Source organism: Dorea chungnamensis (assembly GCF_039832125.1).
In the GTDB taxonomy this organism is placed as follows: domain Bacteria; phylum Bacillota; class Clostridia; order Lachnospirales; family Lachnospiraceae; genus JAFBIX01.
The window spans coordinates 1-18,128 of record NZ_JBDOHT010000021.1 but is presented as its reverse complement, the minus strand read 5'-3'; the positions used below and the strand labels follow the sequence as shown (position 1 = coordinate 18,128).

General features: G+C 38.8%; 17 protein-coding genes and 2 other annotated features (1 of these 19 running past the window's edge). All 17 genes read left to right on the top strand.

The annotated features are described in order from the left end of the window. Positions 1-70 (top strand) — a binding site (T-box leader); it begins 146 nt to the left of the window's first position. A 59-nt stretch (positions 71-129) separates the two neighbouring features. Then, positions 130-987 carry an aldo/keto reductase gene (locus ABE613_RS13800; RefSeq protein ID WP_235234170.1) on the top strand — a complete coding sequence of 286 codons (858 nt, stop codon included), beginning with the start codon at positions 130-132 and terminating at the stop codon, positions 985-987. A gap of 16 nt (positions 988-1,003) precedes the next feature. Beyond that, positions 1,004-1,438, top strand: coding sequence for an acyl-CoA thioesterase (locus ABE613_RS13795; RefSeq protein ID WP_347376681.1), 435 nt, complete (start codon positions 1,004-1,006; stop codon positions 1,436-1,438). Between the two features lie 32 nt (positions 1,439-1,470). Then, positions 1,471-3,396 (top strand): threonine--tRNA ligase, encoded by a 1,926-nt coding sequence (gene thrS / locus ABE613_RS13790; protein ID WP_235234172.1) that lies wholly within the window; start codon positions 1,471-1,473, stop codon positions 3,394-3,396. Between the two features lie 71 nt (positions 3,397-3,467). Further along, positions 3,468-3,785, top strand: coding sequence for a DUF1540 domain-containing protein (locus tag ABE613_RS13785; protein WP_235234173.1), 318 nt, complete (start codon positions 3,468-3,470; stop codon positions 3,783-3,785). A 96-nt stretch (positions 3,786-3,881) separates the two neighbouring features. Then, positions 3,882-5,258, top strand: coding sequence for an AI-2E family transporter (locus ABE613_RS13780; RefSeq protein ID WP_235234174.1), 1,377 nt, complete (start codon positions 3,882-3,884; stop codon positions 5,256-5,258). 5 nt (positions 5,259-5,263) lie between these two features. After that, positions 5,264-6,184: a homoserine O-acetyltransferase MetA gene (metA, locus tag ABE613_RS13775; RefSeq protein WP_235234176.1), complete on the top strand. Its 921-nt coding sequence runs from the start codon at positions 5,264-5,266 to the stop codon at positions 6,182-6,184. A gap of 67 nt (positions 6,185-6,251) precedes the next feature. Continuing rightward, on the top strand, positions 6,252-6,860 hold the full coding sequence (locus tag ABE613_RS13770) for a formate/nitrite transporter family protein (protein WP_347376680.1): 609 nt from the start codon (positions 6,252-6,254) through the stop codon (positions 6,858-6,860). A 146-nt stretch (positions 6,861-7,006) separates the two neighbouring features. Next, the gene (locus ABE613_RS13765) at positions 7,007-7,900 is read left to right on the top strand and encodes a tyrosine-type recombinase/integrase (protein WP_235234111.1); all 894 of its coding nucleotides are present in this window, start codon (positions 7,007-7,009) and stop codon (positions 7,898-7,900) included. Between the two features lie 279 nt (positions 7,901-8,179). Beyond that, positions 8,180-9,565: an alanine/glycine:cation symporter family protein gene (locus ABE613_RS13760; protein ID WP_235234112.1), complete on the top strand. Its 1,386-nt coding sequence runs from the start codon at positions 8,180-8,182 to the stop codon at positions 9,563-9,565. A 65-nt stretch (positions 9,566-9,630) separates the two neighbouring features. Continuing rightward, positions 9,631-9,876: a binding site (T-box leader), on the top strand. A gap of 102 nt (positions 9,877-9,978) precedes the next feature. Then, entirely contained in the window at positions 9,979-11,031 is a 1,053-nt protein-coding gene (locus ABE613_RS13755; protein WP_347376679.1) for an ABC transporter substrate-binding protein, read from the top strand. 8 nt (positions 11,032-11,039) lie between these two features. After that, positions 11,040-12,008: an ABC transporter permease gene (locus ABE613_RS13750; RefSeq protein WP_235234115.1), complete on the top strand. Its 969-nt coding sequence runs from the start codon at positions 11,040-11,042 to the stop codon at positions 12,006-12,008. 11 nt (positions 12,009-12,019) lie between these two features. Next, a complete protein-coding gene (locus ABE613_RS13745; RefSeq protein WP_235234122.1) occupies positions 12,020-12,832 on the top strand; it encodes an ABC transporter ATP-binding protein in 813 nt (270 codons plus the stop codon). Between the two features lie 129 nt (positions 12,833-12,961). Further along, positions 12,962-13,474: a dCTP deaminase/dUTPase family protein gene (locus ABE613_RS13740; RefSeq protein WP_235234116.1), complete on the top strand. Its 513-nt coding sequence runs from the start codon at positions 12,962-12,964 to the stop codon at positions 13,472-13,474. Positions 13,475-13,596: 122 nt separating this feature from the next. Then, a complete protein-coding gene (locus ABE613_RS13735; protein WP_347376678.1) occupies positions 13,597-14,958 on the top strand; it encodes a spore germination protein in 1,362 nt (453 codons plus the stop codon). 91 nt (positions 14,959-15,049) lie between these two features. Continuing rightward, complete coding sequence (locus ABE613_RS13730) at positions 15,050-16,459, top strand: MATE family efflux transporter (protein ID WP_347376677.1); 1,410 nt, start codon at positions 15,050-15,052, stop codon at positions 16,457-16,459. Further along, positions 16,452-17,315, top strand: coding sequence for a DegV family protein (locus ABE613_RS13725; RefSeq protein WP_347376676.1), 864 nt, complete (start codon positions 16,452-16,454; stop codon positions 17,313-17,315). Before ABE613_RS13730 ends, ABE613_RS13725 begins: the two co-directional genes overlap by 8 nt. Before the next feature lie 21 nt (positions 17,316-17,336). Then, on the top strand, positions 17,337-18,005 hold the full coding sequence (locus ABE613_RS13720) for a B3/B4 domain-containing protein (RefSeq protein WP_235234120.1): 669 nt from the start codon (positions 17,337-17,339) through the stop codon (positions 18,003-18,005). Positions 18,006-18,128 lie beyond the last annotated feature (123 nt).

Here is an 18,128-nt window from a genome sequence, read left to right as displayed (position 1 = left end):
AAGTGGTCTTGGTATTTGATGCCAGGGCAAGCAGGGTGGAACCGCGAGAAGAGAATGACTCGTCCCTTACAGCTGATGCTGTAAGGGATTTTTTATTCTATAAGAAACTTTGAGTAAAGGGTAATCAATATGAAAAGCATTTATGATTGTTATGAATTGAATAATGGGGTCAAGATTCCGTGTGTTGGATTTGGCACATATAAATCATCTGACGGATGTGGCGCAAAGGGTATTCGATTAGCGATAGAATCTGGTTACCGATATTTTGACACGGCTTCATTTTACCAGAATGAGGAATATCTTGCAGAGGCAATCCGGGAGACAGGAGTGAAAAGAGAAGAGCTTTTTCTGGCGTCTAAGTTATGGAAGGGTGATATGGGATATCACAATGTGAAAAAAGCTTTTGAATCTTCGCTTGAAAAGCTGCAGACGGATTATCTGGATTTGTATCTGATTCACTGGCCATTGCCAGAGGCAGGATATCAAGACTGGAAGCAGTTGGATATTGAGACCTGGCAGGCAATGGAGGAATTATACCGGGAAGGAAGAATTAAGGCGATTGGTGTCAGCAATTTTCTGCCGCATCATCTGGAAAATCTTCTTCAGAATACGCAGATTCGTCCGGCTGTTGATCAGATTGAATTTCATCCGGGACATACGCAGGAGATGACGTTAGATTATTGTCAGAAAAAAGGAATTCTTGTGCAGGCATGGAGTCCTTTGGGAAGAACAAGAGTGTTGGAGCATCCATTGCTTGTTGAACTTGCAGAAAAGTATGGAGTTTCTTCGGCACAGATTTGTATTCGTTATGCGATTCAGAGAAATGTGATACCACTTCCTAAGGCTTCATCATATGAACGTATGAAACAGAATCAGGATGTTTTTGATTTTATAATTACTTCAGAGGATATGTATCGAATCGGAACAATGCAGCCGACTGGGTGGTCCGGAGAACATCCAGATTGCGAAAGAATTTATTTTAAATAAAATAGAAGGTGTAAGAATGGATGAATGGAAACCTTATCAACATAAGGTGCAATATTATGAAACTGATCAGATGGGAATTGTGCATCATTCCAATTATATTCGCTGGTCCGAGGAAGCACGGACAGACTATATGGAGCAGATGGGCATGGGATATGATCAGATGGAAGAGAAAGGGATCATAAGTCCGGTATTATCGGTGGAGGCTGAGTATCTTAGAATGGTTCATTTTGGCGATACCGTTACAATAGAGACTTTTGTTAAGGAATATAATGGAGTCAAGTTGACGGTAGGATATGAAGTGATTTCTTCCAAGACACAGATGGTGTGCTGCCGGGGATTTACAAGACATTGTTTCCTGAATCGAGAAGGGAAACCACTGTCTCTAAAACGGGCATGCCTGGATTTCCATAATATGTTTGCAAAAGGTTTAGAAAACCATAAAAATAAATAGCTTGCAATACTAAGAAAAGAGAGGGTAAAAACATGAAAATCACATTAAAAGACGGTTCTTCAAAAGAATATGCCGCAAGCATGTCAGTGCTTGACATTGCAAAAGATATCAGTGAAGGATTGGCAAGAGCAGCAACTTGTGCAAAGGTCAATGGAGATATCGTAGATCTGAGAACAGAGATTTCTGAAGACTGTGAATTGGAACTTTTAACATTTGATTCAGAGGATGGAAAAGGTGCATTCTGGCATACTACATCCCATATTATGGCACAGGCAATCAAACGTCTCTATCCTGAGACAAAACTCGCCATTGGTCCATCTATTGACAATGGATTCTATTATGATCTGGACAGAGAAACTCCATTTGTGGCAGAAGATCTGGAAAAGATTGAAGCTGAGATGAAGAAGATTGTGAAAGAAGCTCTGCCAATCGAAAGATTTACAAAATCCAGAGAAGAAGCAATCGCATATTTTAAAGAAAAAGATGAACCATATAAAGTAGAATTGGTGGAAGATCTTCCAGAAGGAGAGGAAATCAGTTTCTACCAGCAGGGAGAGTTTGTAGATCTCTGTGCAGGACCTCACCTGATGTCAACAAAGAATGTGAAGGCATTTAAGCTGACAAGCCTGGCTGGCGCTTACTGGAGAGGAAATGAAAAGAATAAGATGCTGACCAGAATTTATGGCATTTCTTATCCAAAGAAAGCAGATCTGGATGATTATTTGCACATGATGGAAGAAGCAAAGAAGCGTGATCACAGAAAATTAGGAAGAGAACTTGGAATATTCATGATGTGTGATGAGGGACCGGGATTCCCATTCTTCTTGCCAAAAGGAATGGTTCTAAAGAATACACTGTTGGATTACTGGAGAGATCTTCATAAGAAGAATGGGTATGTTGAGATATCTACTCCGATTATATTAAGCAGACACCTTTGGGAAAATTCAGGACACTGGGATCATTATAAAGATAATATGTATACGACTGTAATCGATGAGGAAGATTATGCAGTGAAGCCGATGAACTGTCCTGGAGGAATGCTGGTCTACAAATCAGAACCTCGTTCTTATAAGGATCTTCCACTTCGTGTAGGAGAACTTGGTCTGGTACACAGACATGAAAAATCTGGAGCACTTCATGGATTGTTCCGTGTACGCTGCTTTACACAGGATGATGCACATATCTTTATGACCCCGGATCAGATCCGTGATGAGATTAAGGGTGTTGCAGGATTGATTGATGAAGTTTACAGCCTTTTTGGATTTAAATATCACGTAGAGCTTTCTACTCGTCCAGAAGACAGTATGGGAAGTGATGAAGATTGGGAGATGGCTACAGAAGGTCTGAAAGGTGCATTAGATGATCTTGGACTTGATTACGTTGTAAATGAGGGTGATGGAGCTTTCTATGGACCGAAGATTGATTTCCATCTGGAAGATTCCATTGGAAGAACCTGGCAGTGTGGCACAATTCAGCTTGATATGCAGATGCCGCAACGTTTTGATCTGGAATATACAGGCGCAGATGGAGAAAAGCATCGTCCGGTCATGATTCACCGTGTTGCATTTGGCTCTATCGAGCGTTTTATCGGTATTCTGATCGAACATTTTGCAGGAGCGTTCCCAACCTGGCTTGCGCCGGTACAGGTAAAAGTACTTCCAATTTCAGAGAAACATCTGGAATATGGACAGAAAGTGCTGGCTGAACTGGAAGCTGCAGGAATCCGTGCTGAGATTGATGAAAGAGCTGAGAAGATCGGTTACAAGATCCGTGAGGCACAGATGAATAAGATTCCTTATATGCTGGTAGTAGGCGCAAAGGAAGAAGAACAGAATCTGGTATCTGTAAGAAGTCGTTTTGCTGGTGATGAAGGCCAGAAAGAGATTGGAGCATTTATCAAAGATATCAAAGAGGAGATTGATTCCAAGACACAGCGTGAAGTTGTAAAAGAGGACTAAACAGACGGTTAAAGCTTAGAAAACAGGGCATAATATACCATGATATTTTATAATATTTAGGAGGTAAGATTATGCCAGAATTAAAATGTACAGTACAGACATGTACTCATAACAAGAATTTCTATTGTGATTTGGACAGCATTGTGGTGGGAGGAAATTCTGCGAAGCGTTCAGAAGAGACTTGTTGTGATAGTTTTGAAGAACGTAAGGGAGATTCTTACAGCAATGTAACAGGAGAAGCTTCTTCGAAAAGTGATATTGATTGTAAGGCAACTGAATGTATGTATAATGACGAATGTAAATGTCATGCCGGAAAGATCAGTGTAGAAGGAAGCGATGCTTGTCAGTGCGAACAGACAGAATGTGCCACTTTCAAGTGTGGATGTTAAAAGGGAAAGGGAAGCGTTGAGCTTCCCTTTTTTAGTTGACGAGGATTTGCGCAAAGGGTATAATTATTTTATCTGCGTAGGGAAGAGGATGATAGAATGAACATGGAAGAAGAGCCAAAAAAAGAGGAACAGGAAAAGTCGAAAAGTTCAAGTGGACAGGCTTATTATTCCAGCAGACCAAAGATTGGAGGAAGAGGACCTTCCAAGCTGCGCCAGCAGTTTAGCAGGGGAATGTCATATTTTCTTGTGATTGCGGCCAGCCTTATATTTTATTTTGTATTATTAAGACTAACGAATCTTTCGGATGGTTTTCTGACTGTTTTCGGAGTTTTGAAGCCGGTGGTATATGGCTGCGTGATTGCATATCTGTTGAATCCAATTGTTAGAAAAATTGATAAATACCTTGTGCCTGCTTTGGAAAGATACATAAAGAAACGTGAAAAAGCAGAGAAGATTTCGCGTGGTGTTGGTATTTTTGTGTCGCTGGTCTTGATGGTTGTGCTAATTGTGACATTGTGTAATCTGTTGTTGCCGGAGTTATATTCAAGTATTCGGAATTTGATTTTTACATTGCCAAGACAGTTGACCGAATTGGTAAATGAACTTAGTGACGTGAAATTTAACGATTCTACTACATCAAAATTAGTCAAGACAGGGATACAAGAAGGAACTGATATGTTTCTAAACTGGTTGAAGACCGACTTTTTAGATAAGGTGAATGCATTCATGTCGAATTTGACCGTAGGAATGATTAATTTTCTAAGTGAATTGTTTGATGCATTGATCGGAGTAATTATATCTATCTACCTGCTATTTAGTAAAGAACTATTTACACGTCAGACAAAAAAGTGTGTCTATGCTGTTTTTTCTCCAAGACATGCGAACATGATACTTCATCTGACTACAAAAGGTAATGAGATATTTGGTGGATTTATTATCGGGAAACTTATTGATTCGGCGATTATTGGAGTATTATGTTTTATAGTTCTTAGCATATTGAAGATGCCTTATGTGGTTCTGGTCAGTGTAATTGTCGGAGTTACCAATGTGATTCCATTTTTTGGACCATATATTGGTGCGATTCCAAGTGCAATCTTAATTCTGTTGGTGGATCCAGTCAAGGGAATTTATTTTATTATTTTTATTTTGTTACTGCAGCAGTTTGATGGGAATATCCTGGGACCGAAGATATTGGGAAATTCTACAGGATTATCGGCTTTTTGGGTTATCGTGGCAATTCTTCTTGGGGGAGGATTGTTCGGATTCGTAGGAATGATTATGGGTGTTCCTACATTTGCAGTTATCTATTACATTGCGGAGATGATTATTAATTATCGACTGGAGCGGAAGAAATTGCCAGAAGAATCTAAGTATTATGATGCTATGAGCTACGTTGATGACGAAGGAAATTACTGCCATTCAGAAGAGCAGAGAATGGCGATAAATGAAGAAAAGAAAGAAAAAGGGGAATAAGTATTATGCCAATTAGAGTTCAAAATGATCTTCCGGTAAAAGAGATACTGGAAAGTGAAAATATATTCGTGATGGATGAACACCGGGCGACGCATCAGGATATCCGCCCAATTAAGATCGGACTTTTAAATCTGATGCCTCTAAAAGAGGATACAGAACTTCAGATATTAAGATCGCTGTCTAATACGCCGTTGCAGGTGGACGTTACTTTTGTGATGGTTTCAAGTCATCAGGCTAAGAATACATCCGTAAGTCACTTGAACAAATTTTATCAAAAATTCGAAGAAATTAAGAATCAGAAATTTGATGGTTTTATCATTACTGGTGCGCCTGTAGAGCAGATTCCATTTGAAGAAGTTGATTATTGGGATGAATTAACAGAAATTATGGAATGGACGAAAAAAAATGTGACATCAACACTTCATCTTTGTTGGGGAGCACAGGCAGGAATTTATTATCATTATGGAATTGATAAAGTACAGATGGATAAAAAGGTGTTTGGTGTGTTCTGGCATAAAGTTTTGAATCGGAAGATTCCATTAGTTCGAGGTTTTGATGATGTTTTTTTGGCACCGCATTCTCGCCATACAGAGGTACCGATGGATAAAATCCGCGCAGATAAGAGATTAACTGTACTTGCGGAGTCAGAAGAAGCCGGTCTGTTCCTTGCTATGGCCCAGGACGGCCGCCAGATCTTTGTGATGGGACATCCAGAATATGACAGAGTTACACTTGACGGAGAATATAAGAGAGATTTGAGTAAAGGTCTTCCAATTGAAATACCGAAAAATTATTACAAAGATGATAATCCGGAGAATAAACCATTGTTGACATGGAGGGCAACGGCAAATAATCTCTATACGAACTGGCTGAATTATTATGTATATCAGGTAACACCGTATGATCTCATGGGAACACCATTTTAGAGCAATTTGTAAAAAGAGAATTGAAAAGAAATCGTCAGTTTTCCTAATTGGGGCGTAGGAGGAGAAGATGAAGAAGAATATTAAGATGTTTTTGTTGGCTATAGGAGCAGGACTTGCAATTTCAATTGGTGGAACAGTATATTTATCTGTGGATAATAAAATTATTGGGTCTCTGTTATTTGCTGTAGGATTGTATGCTATTGTGTTAAATGGTCTCTTTCTTTACACAGGAAAGGTCGGATATCTGGTTGATCAGAGTGACAAGATAGAATATCTGGGTCTTCTGGGTATTACTTGGCTTGGTAATCTGGCAGGTACCTGGATTGGGGCAGTGGCAGTTTTAAATACAAGGATTCAAGGAATCCGTGAAAATGCAGTCGGTATCTGTGAGACGAAGCTGGCAGATGGACCGTTGAGTATTTTCATGCTTGCCATTTTTTGTGGTATTTTAATGTATATTGCTGTAGATGGATTTAAGGAGAAAGAGAATCCTCTGATTTTGTTTATCTGTGTCAGTGTTTTTATATTAAGTGGATTTGAACATTGTATTGCTAATATGTTTTATTTTAGTATTGCAGGAGCATGGTCGTTAAAAACAATTGTTTATCTGATAATTATGACGTTGGGAAACAGCCTGGGAGGTATGTTGATTCCAAGCCTGAAAAATTGGAAATAGTCAAAAGAGATAAGAATTAAGTATGCAGTTGCAAAATTGCATACTTAAAAAAAAATCATAAATGTTATAGTATGAATTATACTTATAACATATCATAAGTTCCGCTTCGCGGATATAATCAATCAGGGAAGGAGAGAACAATAAGTATGAATCAAGAGAATTTATTCAGTCAAGGGATTTGGAATGATTTTAAGGCACATTTTAAAAGTATTACAACAGAAGCCTCTTATCGGACCGATATACGTGAAATTATGAACTATTTTCAAAAAGATTTTTTTGAGATAAGAGAAGTAGAAGTGAAAGAATATTTTGCTGTGTTGCAGAATAAAGTTAACAAAGGAGCATTAAGACCTGGAACGATGGCAAAAAAGTTTCGGGAATTACATTCTTTTGCTGAGTATGTGTACGAAAACCATGAAAAATACGGGATAGATAAGGATTATCGAGATTATTATTATCCATATTTGAAGGTGGTGGCGAAGCAGGAAAAACATGTTAAAGCTGTTCCTTTGGAACATATAGACCGACTCCTTTTGGCTGCAGAAGAAAACAGTATGGCATATTGTATTATTGTATTGCTTTATCGGGTCGGTCTTACTTCTACGGAAATTGTAGAGCTTAAACCGGAAGACTTTGTTATATATGAAAACGGAGTATATGTATCTATAATAGATCGCAGAGAAAAAAGTTTTATTCCAGAGGATGCAGTTCGAGTGATTGAGTGTTATATCAATGAACGAAAAGAGAATACGTTTTTATTCTATAATAGTCGTGGAAATAAACTAAATCCGATGTACATTAGTCGATTAATGAAAAAATATGCAAAGAAAGCTGGAATTCCTTGCTATAGTGCGGAAAGTATACGGAATACCTGTGGAGTTACAATGTTTTCTTATGGCGCAGATTCCAGACAAGTAGCGAAGCAAATGGGAATAACGAAAGTGCAGATAAAACGTTATGATAATGTTATATATCGTGATAGTATTCAAAAGGCGGCAAATAATCTGGTTAAAGTCAAAGTAGAACCGCCAACGACATAATTTTGTCCTTTCATGTCAAAGTGTCAGAAAATTCACACATATAAACATTTTGGCTTGGTTTAGGATGATAAAAACGAAGAATAATCTTTATAATTCTGTATTTGCAAAAAATTAAATGTCAATTTTGTAACAATTATTGATATTTTAAATACAATGAGGTAAAATATAAACAGGTGATATACAAGAGAGTACCGACGAACATGCCGATACTCTTTTGATTTATCAGAATGTTTACAAAAAAGTGCATATGAAAAGCAAAGGAAGAAAAGGGGGAATAATATGCTAGATGCTATTAATTCAGTAGTGAACACCATTAATGGAGTGGTTTGGGGATGGCCGATGATCATTCTCTTGTTAGGAACTCATGTTTTTTTAACAATCCGTACTGGCTTTATTCAGAGATACACAATTTCAAGAGGTATTAAGCTATCTGTAACAAAGGATCCAGAAGCAGAAGGTGAAGTATCAAATTTTGCGGCTCTGACAACAGCTTTGGCAGCTACAATTGGTACCGGTAATATCATTGGTGTTGGTACAGCGATTGCACTTGGAGGACCTGGAGCTGTTTTGTGGTGTTGGTTGACAGGTGTATTTGGTATTGCTACGAAATATGCAGAATCTTTCATCGCTGTAAAATACAGAGTAAAAACAGAAGATGGCCGTATGCAGGGTGGTGCAATGTACGCTCTGGATCGTGGTTTGAATATGAAGTGGCTTGGCATGTTGTTTGCAATTTTTGCTGGCTTTGCTTCTTTTGGAATAGGTTGTGCCACACAGGTAAATGCGATTGCAACCGTATGTAATGAGAACTTTGGTATTCCTCCAGTTGCAGTTGGAATCGTTATTGCAATCCTTACTGCAATCGTTATTTTTGGAGGTATCAAGTCCATTTCCAAAGTATGTGAAAAATTGGTTCCATTTATGGCAATTTTCTATGTCCTGGGATGTATTATAATTTTATTTATGAATTATGATTACATAATTCCAGCTATTGGAACAATCTGCAAACTTGCATTCACACCGGGAGCAGCAGCAGGTGGTCTGGTAGGTACTGGTATTATGGCAGCAATGCGTTTTGGTGTTGCCAGAGGTCTTTTCTCTAATGAATCTGGTCTTGGTTCCGCTCCTATCGCAGCAGCAGCAGCTCAGACAAGAAATCCGGTTCGTCAGGCATTGGTATCTTCTACTGGTACATTCTGGGATACAGTAGTTGTATGTTTAATGACAGGTCTTGTATTGGTAACGACAATCATGAAGAACCCATCTATCAATGCGGATGAAATTGATAATGGTGGTGTCCTTACATCCATGGCGTTCTCACAGATTCCTTATCTTGGCCCAATTATTCTGACATTAGGTATTATCGCATTTGCTTATTCTACAGTTCTTGGATGGGCATACTATGGCGAACGTTGCGTAGAGTATTTTGGTGGTAAGAAGATTCTGGTCCCATATCGCATTCTTTATATCGTTGTAGCAGCAATTGCTCCTGTAGTGGCACTTGATCTTGTATGGTTGATTGCTGATACATTGAATGCATTGATGGCAATTCCAAATATTGTTGCGGTGCTTTTGTTGTCCAATGAAATGGTTCGGGAAACAAAGAAATATATTAATGATTTGGACGCAAAAGATGATACACCAATTCCAGTTATTAAGGATTAATAAAAAAAATAGAAACTTTGACTTGACAAATGCACTTTATTGGATTAAAGTTATGTTGTAAATAAGAAAAACCGATGAGAAAGAGAAGTAGTTTATCTAATGACATTAAAGAGAGCGGCAGATGGTGGAATTGCCGTATGAAGTTGATAGATGAATGGACTTTCGAGGGCAGCCGGAAATCTTTAGAGAGTATGGTTTGTCGGGAACCGAACCCGTTATCAATCAGGAGTGTATGTTAGTACATGAGAAAAGTGGACGATTCGTCAATTTGAGTGGTACCGCGATAATAAGATATTATTACCGCCTCAAACATTATAGTTTGAGGCGGTTTTCTTTTTTGAAGAAAGTGCCGTAATCCACGAATTTTCTCTCCTAACAGCAAAAGTAAATTTCATAAAAAGGAGAATGAGACAATGAAAAACAAAGTATTAGCAGGATTATTGACAGTTGCAATGGTAGCAACAATGGTAACAGGATGTGGAAGTTCAAGTGAAGATACGTCTGAAAGTAAAGAGGAGACAAAGACTGAGGATACAACATACAAGGTTGGTATTGTACAGTATGTGGATGATGCTTCTTTAAATCAGATTGAAAAAGCAATCGAGGCAGAATTAGATGCCAAGGGTGAGGAACTTGGGGTCACATTTGATTATGAAGATTATACATTTAACGGTCAGGCTGATTCTACGGTTTTGAATCAGATTGCCGCAGATCTTGTTGCGGACGAGGTAGACATCATTATTCCAATCGCAACTCCGGCAGCAATGGTTATGCAATCAGCAACAGAAGATAACCAGATTCCAGTTGTATTTTCTGCAGTATCTGATCCGGTGGGTGCAGGTCTCGTGGCAGATAATGAGGCTCCTGGTTCTAATATTACAGGTACTTCTGATGCAATTGATACAGAGGGGATTATGAATCTGATTCTGACAGGTAATCCGGACGCAAAGAAGATTGGTCTTTTATACGATAAGAGTCAGGATTCTTCTATTGGATCTATTGAAGATGCAATTAAGTTCTGTGAGGAAAACAATTTGGAATATGTAGAGAAGACAGGAACTACTTCTGCTGAGATTCAGGCTGCGGCAGATTCACTGGTAGCAGAGAAAGTAGATGCAGTATTTACTCCTCAGGATAATACAGTTATGACAGCAGAACTTGCTATTTTTGAGAAATTTACGGATGCAAAGATTCCGCACTATACAGGAGCTGACTCATTTGCATTAAATGGAGCATTCATCGGATATGGTGTAAATTATGAAAATCTTGGAACAGTAACCGCGGATATGGCAGTAGAGGTTCTGGTAGATGGAAAGAATCCAGCAGAGATGCCGGCTGAGACTTTGGAAGATGGTATTATTACAATTAATACAGAGACAGCAGAGTCTGTTGGTATTGCTGTTGAGACATTCAAAGATCTTGGCTCAGAAGTGGTGGAGACTGTGACTGCAAAAGAGTTTGAATAGAGGTTATTATGGGGTCAATTATTACGTTGTCGATTGTGCAGAGCGCTTTGGAACTTGGATTTATCTATTCGCTGGTTGCACTTGCACTATTTATTTCATTTACTATATTGAATATTGCGGATCTGTCTACAGATGGCTGCTTTACTTTAGGGTGTGCAGTCTGTGCGACACTGACGATAGCAGGACATCCGGTGTTGGGATTATTCGCAGCGATGGGTGCAGGGGCTGTGTCGGGTTTTGTAACTGCATTTTTGCAGACGAAGATGGGAATTGAATCCATCTTGGCCGGTATTATCGTAAATACAGGATTATATACAATTAATATTGCAGCAATGGGATTTGCCTCTAATCTTAACTTGTTTGGATGTGATTCTATCTTCACATGGGGAAAAGAGCATATTGGAGGAGCCTGGTACACATTACTTATTGTAGCAATTATTGTGATCGTAATCGGTTTTTTGGTATCGTTATTTTTAAACACACGATTGGGACTCTCTATTCGGGCGACTGGAGATAATCCGGATATGGTCCGTGCATCCAGTATTAATACAAAATTGATGATTACGATCGGACTCTGTCTATCCAATTCATTGACAGGACTTTCTGGTGGACTTTTGGCACAATATCAGAAGTCCTGTGATATCAATCTTGGAACCGGTATGGTTACGATTGCTCTGGCAAGCTTGATCATAGGAGAGACCTTAATTGGAAAAGGATCTATCTGGTGCCGTATTCTTGGTGTTGTGTTAGGAAGTTGTCTGTATCGTTTTATTGTTGCAATAGCGCTTCGTTTTGATGTACCTCCAGAGGCATTGAAACTAGTATCTGCAATAATTGTAGCTATAGCAATTGGACTGCCATATTTGAAAAGGCAATTCCATCTCTATCAGACGAAACGTGCTGCCAGAGTAAAAAACCAGAAATATATTGACGAAATTCTTGCACAGGAAAGCAAAGGAAAGGAAGGTCAGAGATAATGAGTGAAAATATGCTGATTATGAGAAATGTGTCAAAGACCTTTAATCCTGGGACTGTGAATGAAAAAATGGCTTTGCGCAAAGTAAATCTTGAGTTAAAACGTGGAGATTTTGCGACAATTGTTGGGAGTAACGGGGCTGGAAAATCTACATTATTTAATGCAATTACCGGATCTTTTCTGGCAGATGAAGGATTGATTTTACTGGATGGAGAAGACATTACTTATCAAAAAGAATATATAAGAAGTAAAGTGATAGGACATTTATTTCAAGACCCTTTAAAAGGAACTGCTCCCCATATGACAATTGAAGAAAATATGGCGCTTGCATATCTTCGATCTTCGACTTCAAAAAACGCATATTTTAGTCGGATCAGGTCTTCAGATAAAAAGAGATTTCGTGAGAAGCTTGCTTTGTTGAATATGGGGTTGGAAGACCGAATGAAACAACCAGTAGGACTTCTTTCTGGTGGACAACGTCAGGCGCTTACCCTTTTAATGGCAACTATTGTGACTCCGAAAATTCTTCTGCTGGATGAACATACGGCTGCTTTGGATCCGGCAACTGCAGAAAAGGTTTTGCAGCTTACCAAAGATATTGTGGCACAGCGGCAGATTACTTGTCTGATGGTTACCCATAATATGCATCAGGCACTGGAACTGGGAAACAGGACATTGATGATGGATGCAGGAAATATTATCCTGGATGTTTCGGGAGAAGAACGTAAGAGTATGACGGTAGATGATCTTCTGGATCAATTTGCACAGAATGCCGGAAAGCAGCTGGATAACGATAGAATTCTTTTATCTAAAAATGAAGCTTGATACTCATATGTTTTAGGTGTTGACGAAAAGAATCAGTAGATGATAATATAAATTGACTCATATTGTAAATGATATAGCCTCCGGCAGGAATGCCGGCGGCATTATTAAATTTAGGGGAGGCAGGATTATATGGCAAGAAGGATTGCACAGTTTTATAAAGTGAGTTTTGCACAGTTTCAGGAAGGATTTGTAGATTCGTTTGGTCCAACAGAAGAACAAGAATTGCAGAAGATATATGATAATATTAAGCTCCCGAAACGGGCAACTGCCGGATCTGCAGGGTATGATTTTTATGCTCCGGTATCAATAACTCTTGAACCTGGAAAGACGATTAAGATTCCTACTGGAATACGTGTAGAGATGGAATCAGATTGGGTGCTGAAATGCTATCCAAGAAGTGGGCTTGGGTTTAAATATCGTTTACAATTGAATAATACAGTAGGAATTATTGACAGTGATTATTTCTATTCCGACAATGAAGGACATATTTTTGCCAAGCTTACAAACGATACCAATGAAGAAAGAACAGTTGAAATCGCGGCTGGAACAGGATTTATGCAGGGAATTTTCGTAGAATATGGAATTACTGTGGATGATAATGTTACTACAGTACGTAATGGTGGATTTGGAAGTACAAATTAGGGACGTAGTCTTTTTTAAAAAGACTACGTCCCTAATTGCATTTTGTGGTGTACCCATTTGCATATTTTTGTATGTTTCGGACATTCTATTTTTAAGAATATGAGATAGATGGGGGAATGAATATGCCAAATATGAAGATGGTAGCTGCTTCAAGGGAAGAAAATGCTTCTTATATGAATGGACTGCTTCCGATTAAAGAAAGTTTTGATATTATACAGAGGGATATGGTTATAGGAGGACGGATGTCTTCTTTTTATTTTATAGATGGATTTACGAAGGATGAATCGATGCTGAAAATTATGGATTCTCTTTTTCATGTGAAGGAGGAAGACATGCCAGCGGATGCGACGCAGTTTTCAAGAAAATGTATTCCGTATGTGGAAGTGGATGTGCTGGGGGATTTTGATCAGGTATTGAAAAATATATTGTCGGGTGTTACATGTCTTTTTATTGATGGCTATGATGCGTGCATCGCGATTGATTGCAGAACTTATCCAGCGCGAAGTGTGGAGGAACCTGATAAAGATAAATCTCTGCGTGGTTCCAGAGATGGGTTTGTGGAGACGATTGTATTTAATACTGCATTGATGCGGAGAAGGATTCGTGATCCGCATCTTGTGATGAAGATGATGGAGATTGGAAATGCCTCTCGGACAGATGTGGCACTTTGTTATATGAGTGACCGGGTGGATTGGGAACTTTTGAAAAATGTATCTGAACGGTTGAATTGTATTCAGACGGATGATTTACGAATGAATCAGCAGAGTCTGGCTGAATGTTTATTTAAACGAAAATGGTATAATCCTTTTCCTAAATTTAAGTTTACGGAGCGGCCAGATACAGCGGCGGCCTGTCTGTTAGAAGGAAAAGTTGTAATTCTGGTTGATAATTCCCCGTCTGCAATGATTCTTCCAACATCAATATTTGATATGATTGAAGAAGCCAACGACCATTATTTTCCTACGTTGACAAACATATATCTTAAATCAGCCAGATGTCTGATCACTCTTCTGACAGTGTTTTTGACACCATTATTTTTACTTTTTATGCAGAATCTAAACTGGCTTCCAGAGGTATTTGCTTTTGTGGCAGTAAAAGATACTGTAAATATTCCATTGATTTTTCAACTATTGATTCTCGAAATTGCCATAGATGGTCTTCGGCTGGCGGCGTTAAATACACCAAGTATGTTAAGTACACCGTTAAGTGTTATTGCAGGTCTGGTCATGGGAGAATTCTCTGTAAAATCAGGATGGTTTAATTCAGAAGTGATGTTATATATGGCATTTGTGGCCGTTGCAAATTATACACAACCCAATTTTGAGCTTGGTTATGCGTTGAAATTTATGCGTCTGGAATTGTTGCTTCTTACAGCTTTATTTAACTGGTGGGGGTTCGTAATAGGAACAGTTATTGTGATTTGCAGTGTTGCCTTTAATAAAACCTTATCAGGAAGAAATTATTTGAACATTAAATTAAATTGAGTAAACGAAAGAGATAAGGTAAAAAGGAGGAGTCGAGTTTCTTGTTTTACAGAATAACCATCACGTGGTAGAATATAGATGAGGTGATAGAATGGAGACGGAAACAAGAGACGAGAAGTTGGGGCGGGCACCGCTTGGGAAGCTGATGGTTTCGTTGGCAGTTCCGGCAGTAGCTGCTCAATTGATCAATGTATTATATAATATAGTTGACCGGATTTATATTGGACACATTCAAGGATACGGAGATGTAGCTTTGACGGGAGTCGGGGTTACATTTCCTATTATTATGTTGATTTCTGCTTTTAGTGCATTTGCTGGGATGGGCGGTGCACCTTTAGCATCTATTGAGTTGGGGAAAAGTAATTATAGTCGTGCCGAAAGAATTCTCGGGAATTCTGCCGGGTTGTTAGTTATATTTTCGGTATTTTTAACAGTGTTTTTCAGTATATTTAAAATACCAATACTATATGCGTTTGGTGCCAGTGATGTGACGATTGTGTATGCGAAAGAGTACATATCCATTTATTTAATTGGAACAGTATTCGTACAGCTGGCATTGGGACTGAATACATTTATCAGTGGGCAGGGTGCAGCAAGAACTGCTATGCTGTCTGTGCTGATAGGTGCGGTGATCAATATCTGCCTGGATCCGGTTTTTATATTTGGTGTGAATATGGGAGTGAAAGGTGCAGCGCTGGCAACGGTCATCTCTCAGGCGGTCAGTGCTGTCTGGGTCGTACATTTTCTTGTGTCTAAGAAGAGTGTGATACGATTACAATTAAAAAATATGCGTTTAAAAAAGGATATTTTGATGCAAATTGCAGGACTTGGCATCTCCCCTTTTATTATGCAGAGTACAGAAAGTATGGTTAGTATTACTTTAAATTCTGGACTTCAGCGTTATGGAGGAGATCTGTATGTAGGAACTATGTCGATTATGACAAGTATCATGCAGTTAATCGTAATACCGGTACAGGGAATTACACAGGGAATCCAACCTATTATCAGTTACAATTATGGTGCCGGTAACAAAGATAGGGTTCAGAAAACGATCGTTAGAATGATTCTGGTATGTCTTACGGCTACGTTGCTTTTGGGAGGTATTGCAGTGTTGAAGCCAGAAGTATATGCGGGAATATTTACGGATAATGTTGAGCTGGAGAAACTGACTTGTCAGGTCATGCCAGTATATTTCCTTGTTATCACAATCTTTGGGATTCAGTCGGCTTGTCAAACGACATTTTTGGCATTGGGGCAGGCAAAAGTGTCTTTATTTATTGCGTTACTTAGAAAAGTAATCCTGTTGATTCCGTTGGCGATTATCCTGCCTAAGTTCATGGGAGTGAATGGAATCTACTTGGCAGAGCCGATTGCGGATATTTGTTCTATATTAACAATCAGTGTTTTATTTATATTTATTATTAGAAAAATTTTGCGTAATATGGAAAAAAATGTTATGATGTCGTCAAGCAAAGAGAAGGAGGAACAGAGACATGAATGATTATGTAATTACAGTAAACAGTACAGTCGATTTGCCAAAGGAGTGGTTGGAAGAGAGACATATTCCGGTTATTCCTTTGAAATATACTATAGATGGCGAGAACTATAAAGGAATGGAAGGACTGTCTTCCAAAGAATTTTTTCAAAAATTAAGAGAAGGAAAGATGGCAGTAACCTCTCAGGTAAATCCTGAGGAAGCCAAAGAAGCACTGGAAGCGTTCCTAAAAGAAGGAAAAGATATATTGCATCTTGCGTTCTCTTCTGGCTTAAGTGGAACATATAACAGTATGCGAATTGCGGCGGAAGAATTGGAAGAAGAGTACCCAGAACGTAAGGTTATTGTGATAGATACATTGTGCGCTTGTCTGGGGGAAGGATTGCTGTTATATTATGCATTGAAACGTAAAGGAGAGGGGAAATCAATCGAAGAAGTAGCACAGTGGGCAGAGGAGAATAAGCTTCATGTGTGTCATAATGTTGCGATTGATGATCTGAATCATCTTCAAAGGGGTGGAAGAGTCTCCAAGACAACAGCAATATTGGGAACAATGGTTCAAGTAAAGCCAATCATTCATATGGATGACAAAGGTCTTTTGCAAGTTATCGGGAAAGAGCGTGGACGAAAGAAAGCGTTGAATAAGATTGTAGATATGGCTGTTGAGCAGGCAAAGGGCTGGGAAAATGATATTATTATGATTACCCATGGGGATTGTGCAGAGGATGCTGAATATGTGGCAAAACTAGTGCGCAAAAAGATGGGAATTGAGAATATTCTGGTAAATAATATTGGTGAGGTAATTGGAAGTCATACAGGTCCAGGAGTTGTAGCCGTATTCTGCATGGGAAGTAAGCGCTAAGCAATAGGAGATATAAACAGAATGAAAAAAACACTTATAATTGATAAAGAAATGAAACAGATCTGGCCGACAGTCAGGGTTGGATGTCTGCAATATAAAGTGAAGGTGGAAAAGAAAAATGAAGAGATGTGGAAATATCTGAAGAAAGATATTTTCAAAAAAGTAAAAGATGAAATCTTTGATTACGGTGTAAACGAAATCCCTAATATCAAAGAATCAAGAGCCGCATATAAAGCCTTTGGAAAAGATCCAAGTCGTTATCGCGTATCTTCAGAAGCACTGATTCGAAGAATCGGCCAAGGAAAAGGACTTTACGAGGTAAATACAGTTGTTGATGTGAATAATCTGATTTCTATAGAATCAGGATTTTCTGTTGGTTCATACGATACTTCAAATATAGAAGATGAGCTAGTATTTCGAGTTGGAAAGGAAGGAGAGACCTATAAAGGGATTGGAAAAGAAGAAATCCGTATAGATTGCCTTCCGGTGCTGGCAGATACAAAAGGTGCAATTGGGAGTTCCACCAGTGATTCAGAACGGGCTATGATTACAGAAAATGCAGAAGAAGTGCTGACGTTAATTTATTCGTTCTCACAGAATCAAGATTTAGAACATGCACTGGAGAATGGAAAAAAATATTTAGAACAATACGTCGGTGCAGAAGAGATTCAGAGCTGGATAGTGGAGTAAATGGGAATTTAGATGAGTAAATTTTGTGATTGAGGAGTGCACGGCGCAAGGGAGTTGGATCGGTTGGTCTGTATCTGGTATCCTTCGCTGAGAATCCATAACAGAAAAAAGAACTGCAATTTC

Excerpts from the sequence above, each read along its gene's own strand:
- ABE613_RS13800 (WP_235234170.1), top strand. The coding sequence starts at position 130 with ATGAAAAGCATTTATGATTGTTATGAATTGAATAATGGGGTCAAGATT.
- ABE613_RS13795 (WP_347376681.1), top strand. The coding sequence starts at position 1,004 with ATGGATGAATGGAAACCTTATCAACATAAGGTGCAATATTATGAAACT.
- thrS (WP_235234172.1), top strand. The coding sequence starts at position 1,471 with ATGAAAATCACATTAAAAGACGGTTCTTCAAAAGAATATGCCGCAAGC.
- ABE613_RS13785 (WP_235234173.1), top strand. The coding sequence starts at position 3,468 with ATGCCAGAATTAAAATGTACAGTACAGACATGTACTCATAACAAGAAT.
- ABE613_RS13780 (WP_235234174.1), top strand. The coding sequence starts at position 3,882 with ATGAACATGGAAGAAGAGCCAAAAAAAGAGGAACAGGAAAAGTCGAAA.
- metA (WP_235234176.1), top strand. The coding sequence starts at position 5,264 with ATGCCAATTAGAGTTCAAAATGATCTTCCGGTAAAAGAGATACTGGAA.
- ABE613_RS13770 (WP_347376680.1), top strand. The coding sequence starts at position 6,252 with ATGAAGAAGAATATTAAGATGTTTTTGTTGGCTATAGGAGCAGGACTT.
- ABE613_RS13765 (WP_235234111.1), top strand. The coding sequence starts at position 7,007 with ATGAATCAAGAGAATTTATTCAGTCAAGGGATTTGGAATGATTTTAAG.
- ABE613_RS13760 (WP_235234112.1), top strand. The coding sequence starts at position 8,180 with ATGCTAGATGCTATTAATTCAGTAGTGAACACCATTAATGGAGTGGTT.
- ABE613_RS13755 (WP_347376679.1), top strand. The coding sequence starts at position 9,979 with ATGAAAAACAAAGTATTAGCAGGATTATTGACAGTTGCAATGGTAGCA.
- ABE613_RS13750 (WP_235234115.1), top strand. The coding sequence starts at position 11,040 with ATGGGGTCAATTATTACGTTGTCGATTGTGCAGAGCGCTTTGGAACTT.
- ABE613_RS13745 (WP_235234122.1), top strand. The coding sequence starts at position 12,020 with ATGCTGATTATGAGAAATGTGTCAAAGACCTTTAATCCTGGGACTGTG.
- ABE613_RS13740 (WP_235234116.1), top strand. The coding sequence starts at position 12,962 with ATGGCAAGAAGGATTGCACAGTTTTATAAAGTGAGTTTTGCACAGTTT.
- ABE613_RS13735 (WP_347376678.1), top strand. The coding sequence starts at position 13,597 with ATGCCAAATATGAAGATGGTAGCTGCTTCAAGGGAAGAAAATGCTTCT.
- ABE613_RS13730 (WP_347376677.1), top strand. The coding sequence starts at position 15,050 with ATGGAGACGGAAACAAGAGACGAGAAGTTGGGGCGGGCACCGCTTGGG.
- ABE613_RS13725 (WP_347376676.1), top strand. The coding sequence starts at position 16,452 with ATGAATGATTATGTAATTACAGTAAACAGTACAGTCGATTTGCCAAAG.
- ABE613_RS13720 (WP_235234120.1), top strand. The coding sequence starts at position 17,337 with ATGAAAAAAACACTTATAATTGATAAAGAAATGAAACAGATCTGGCCG.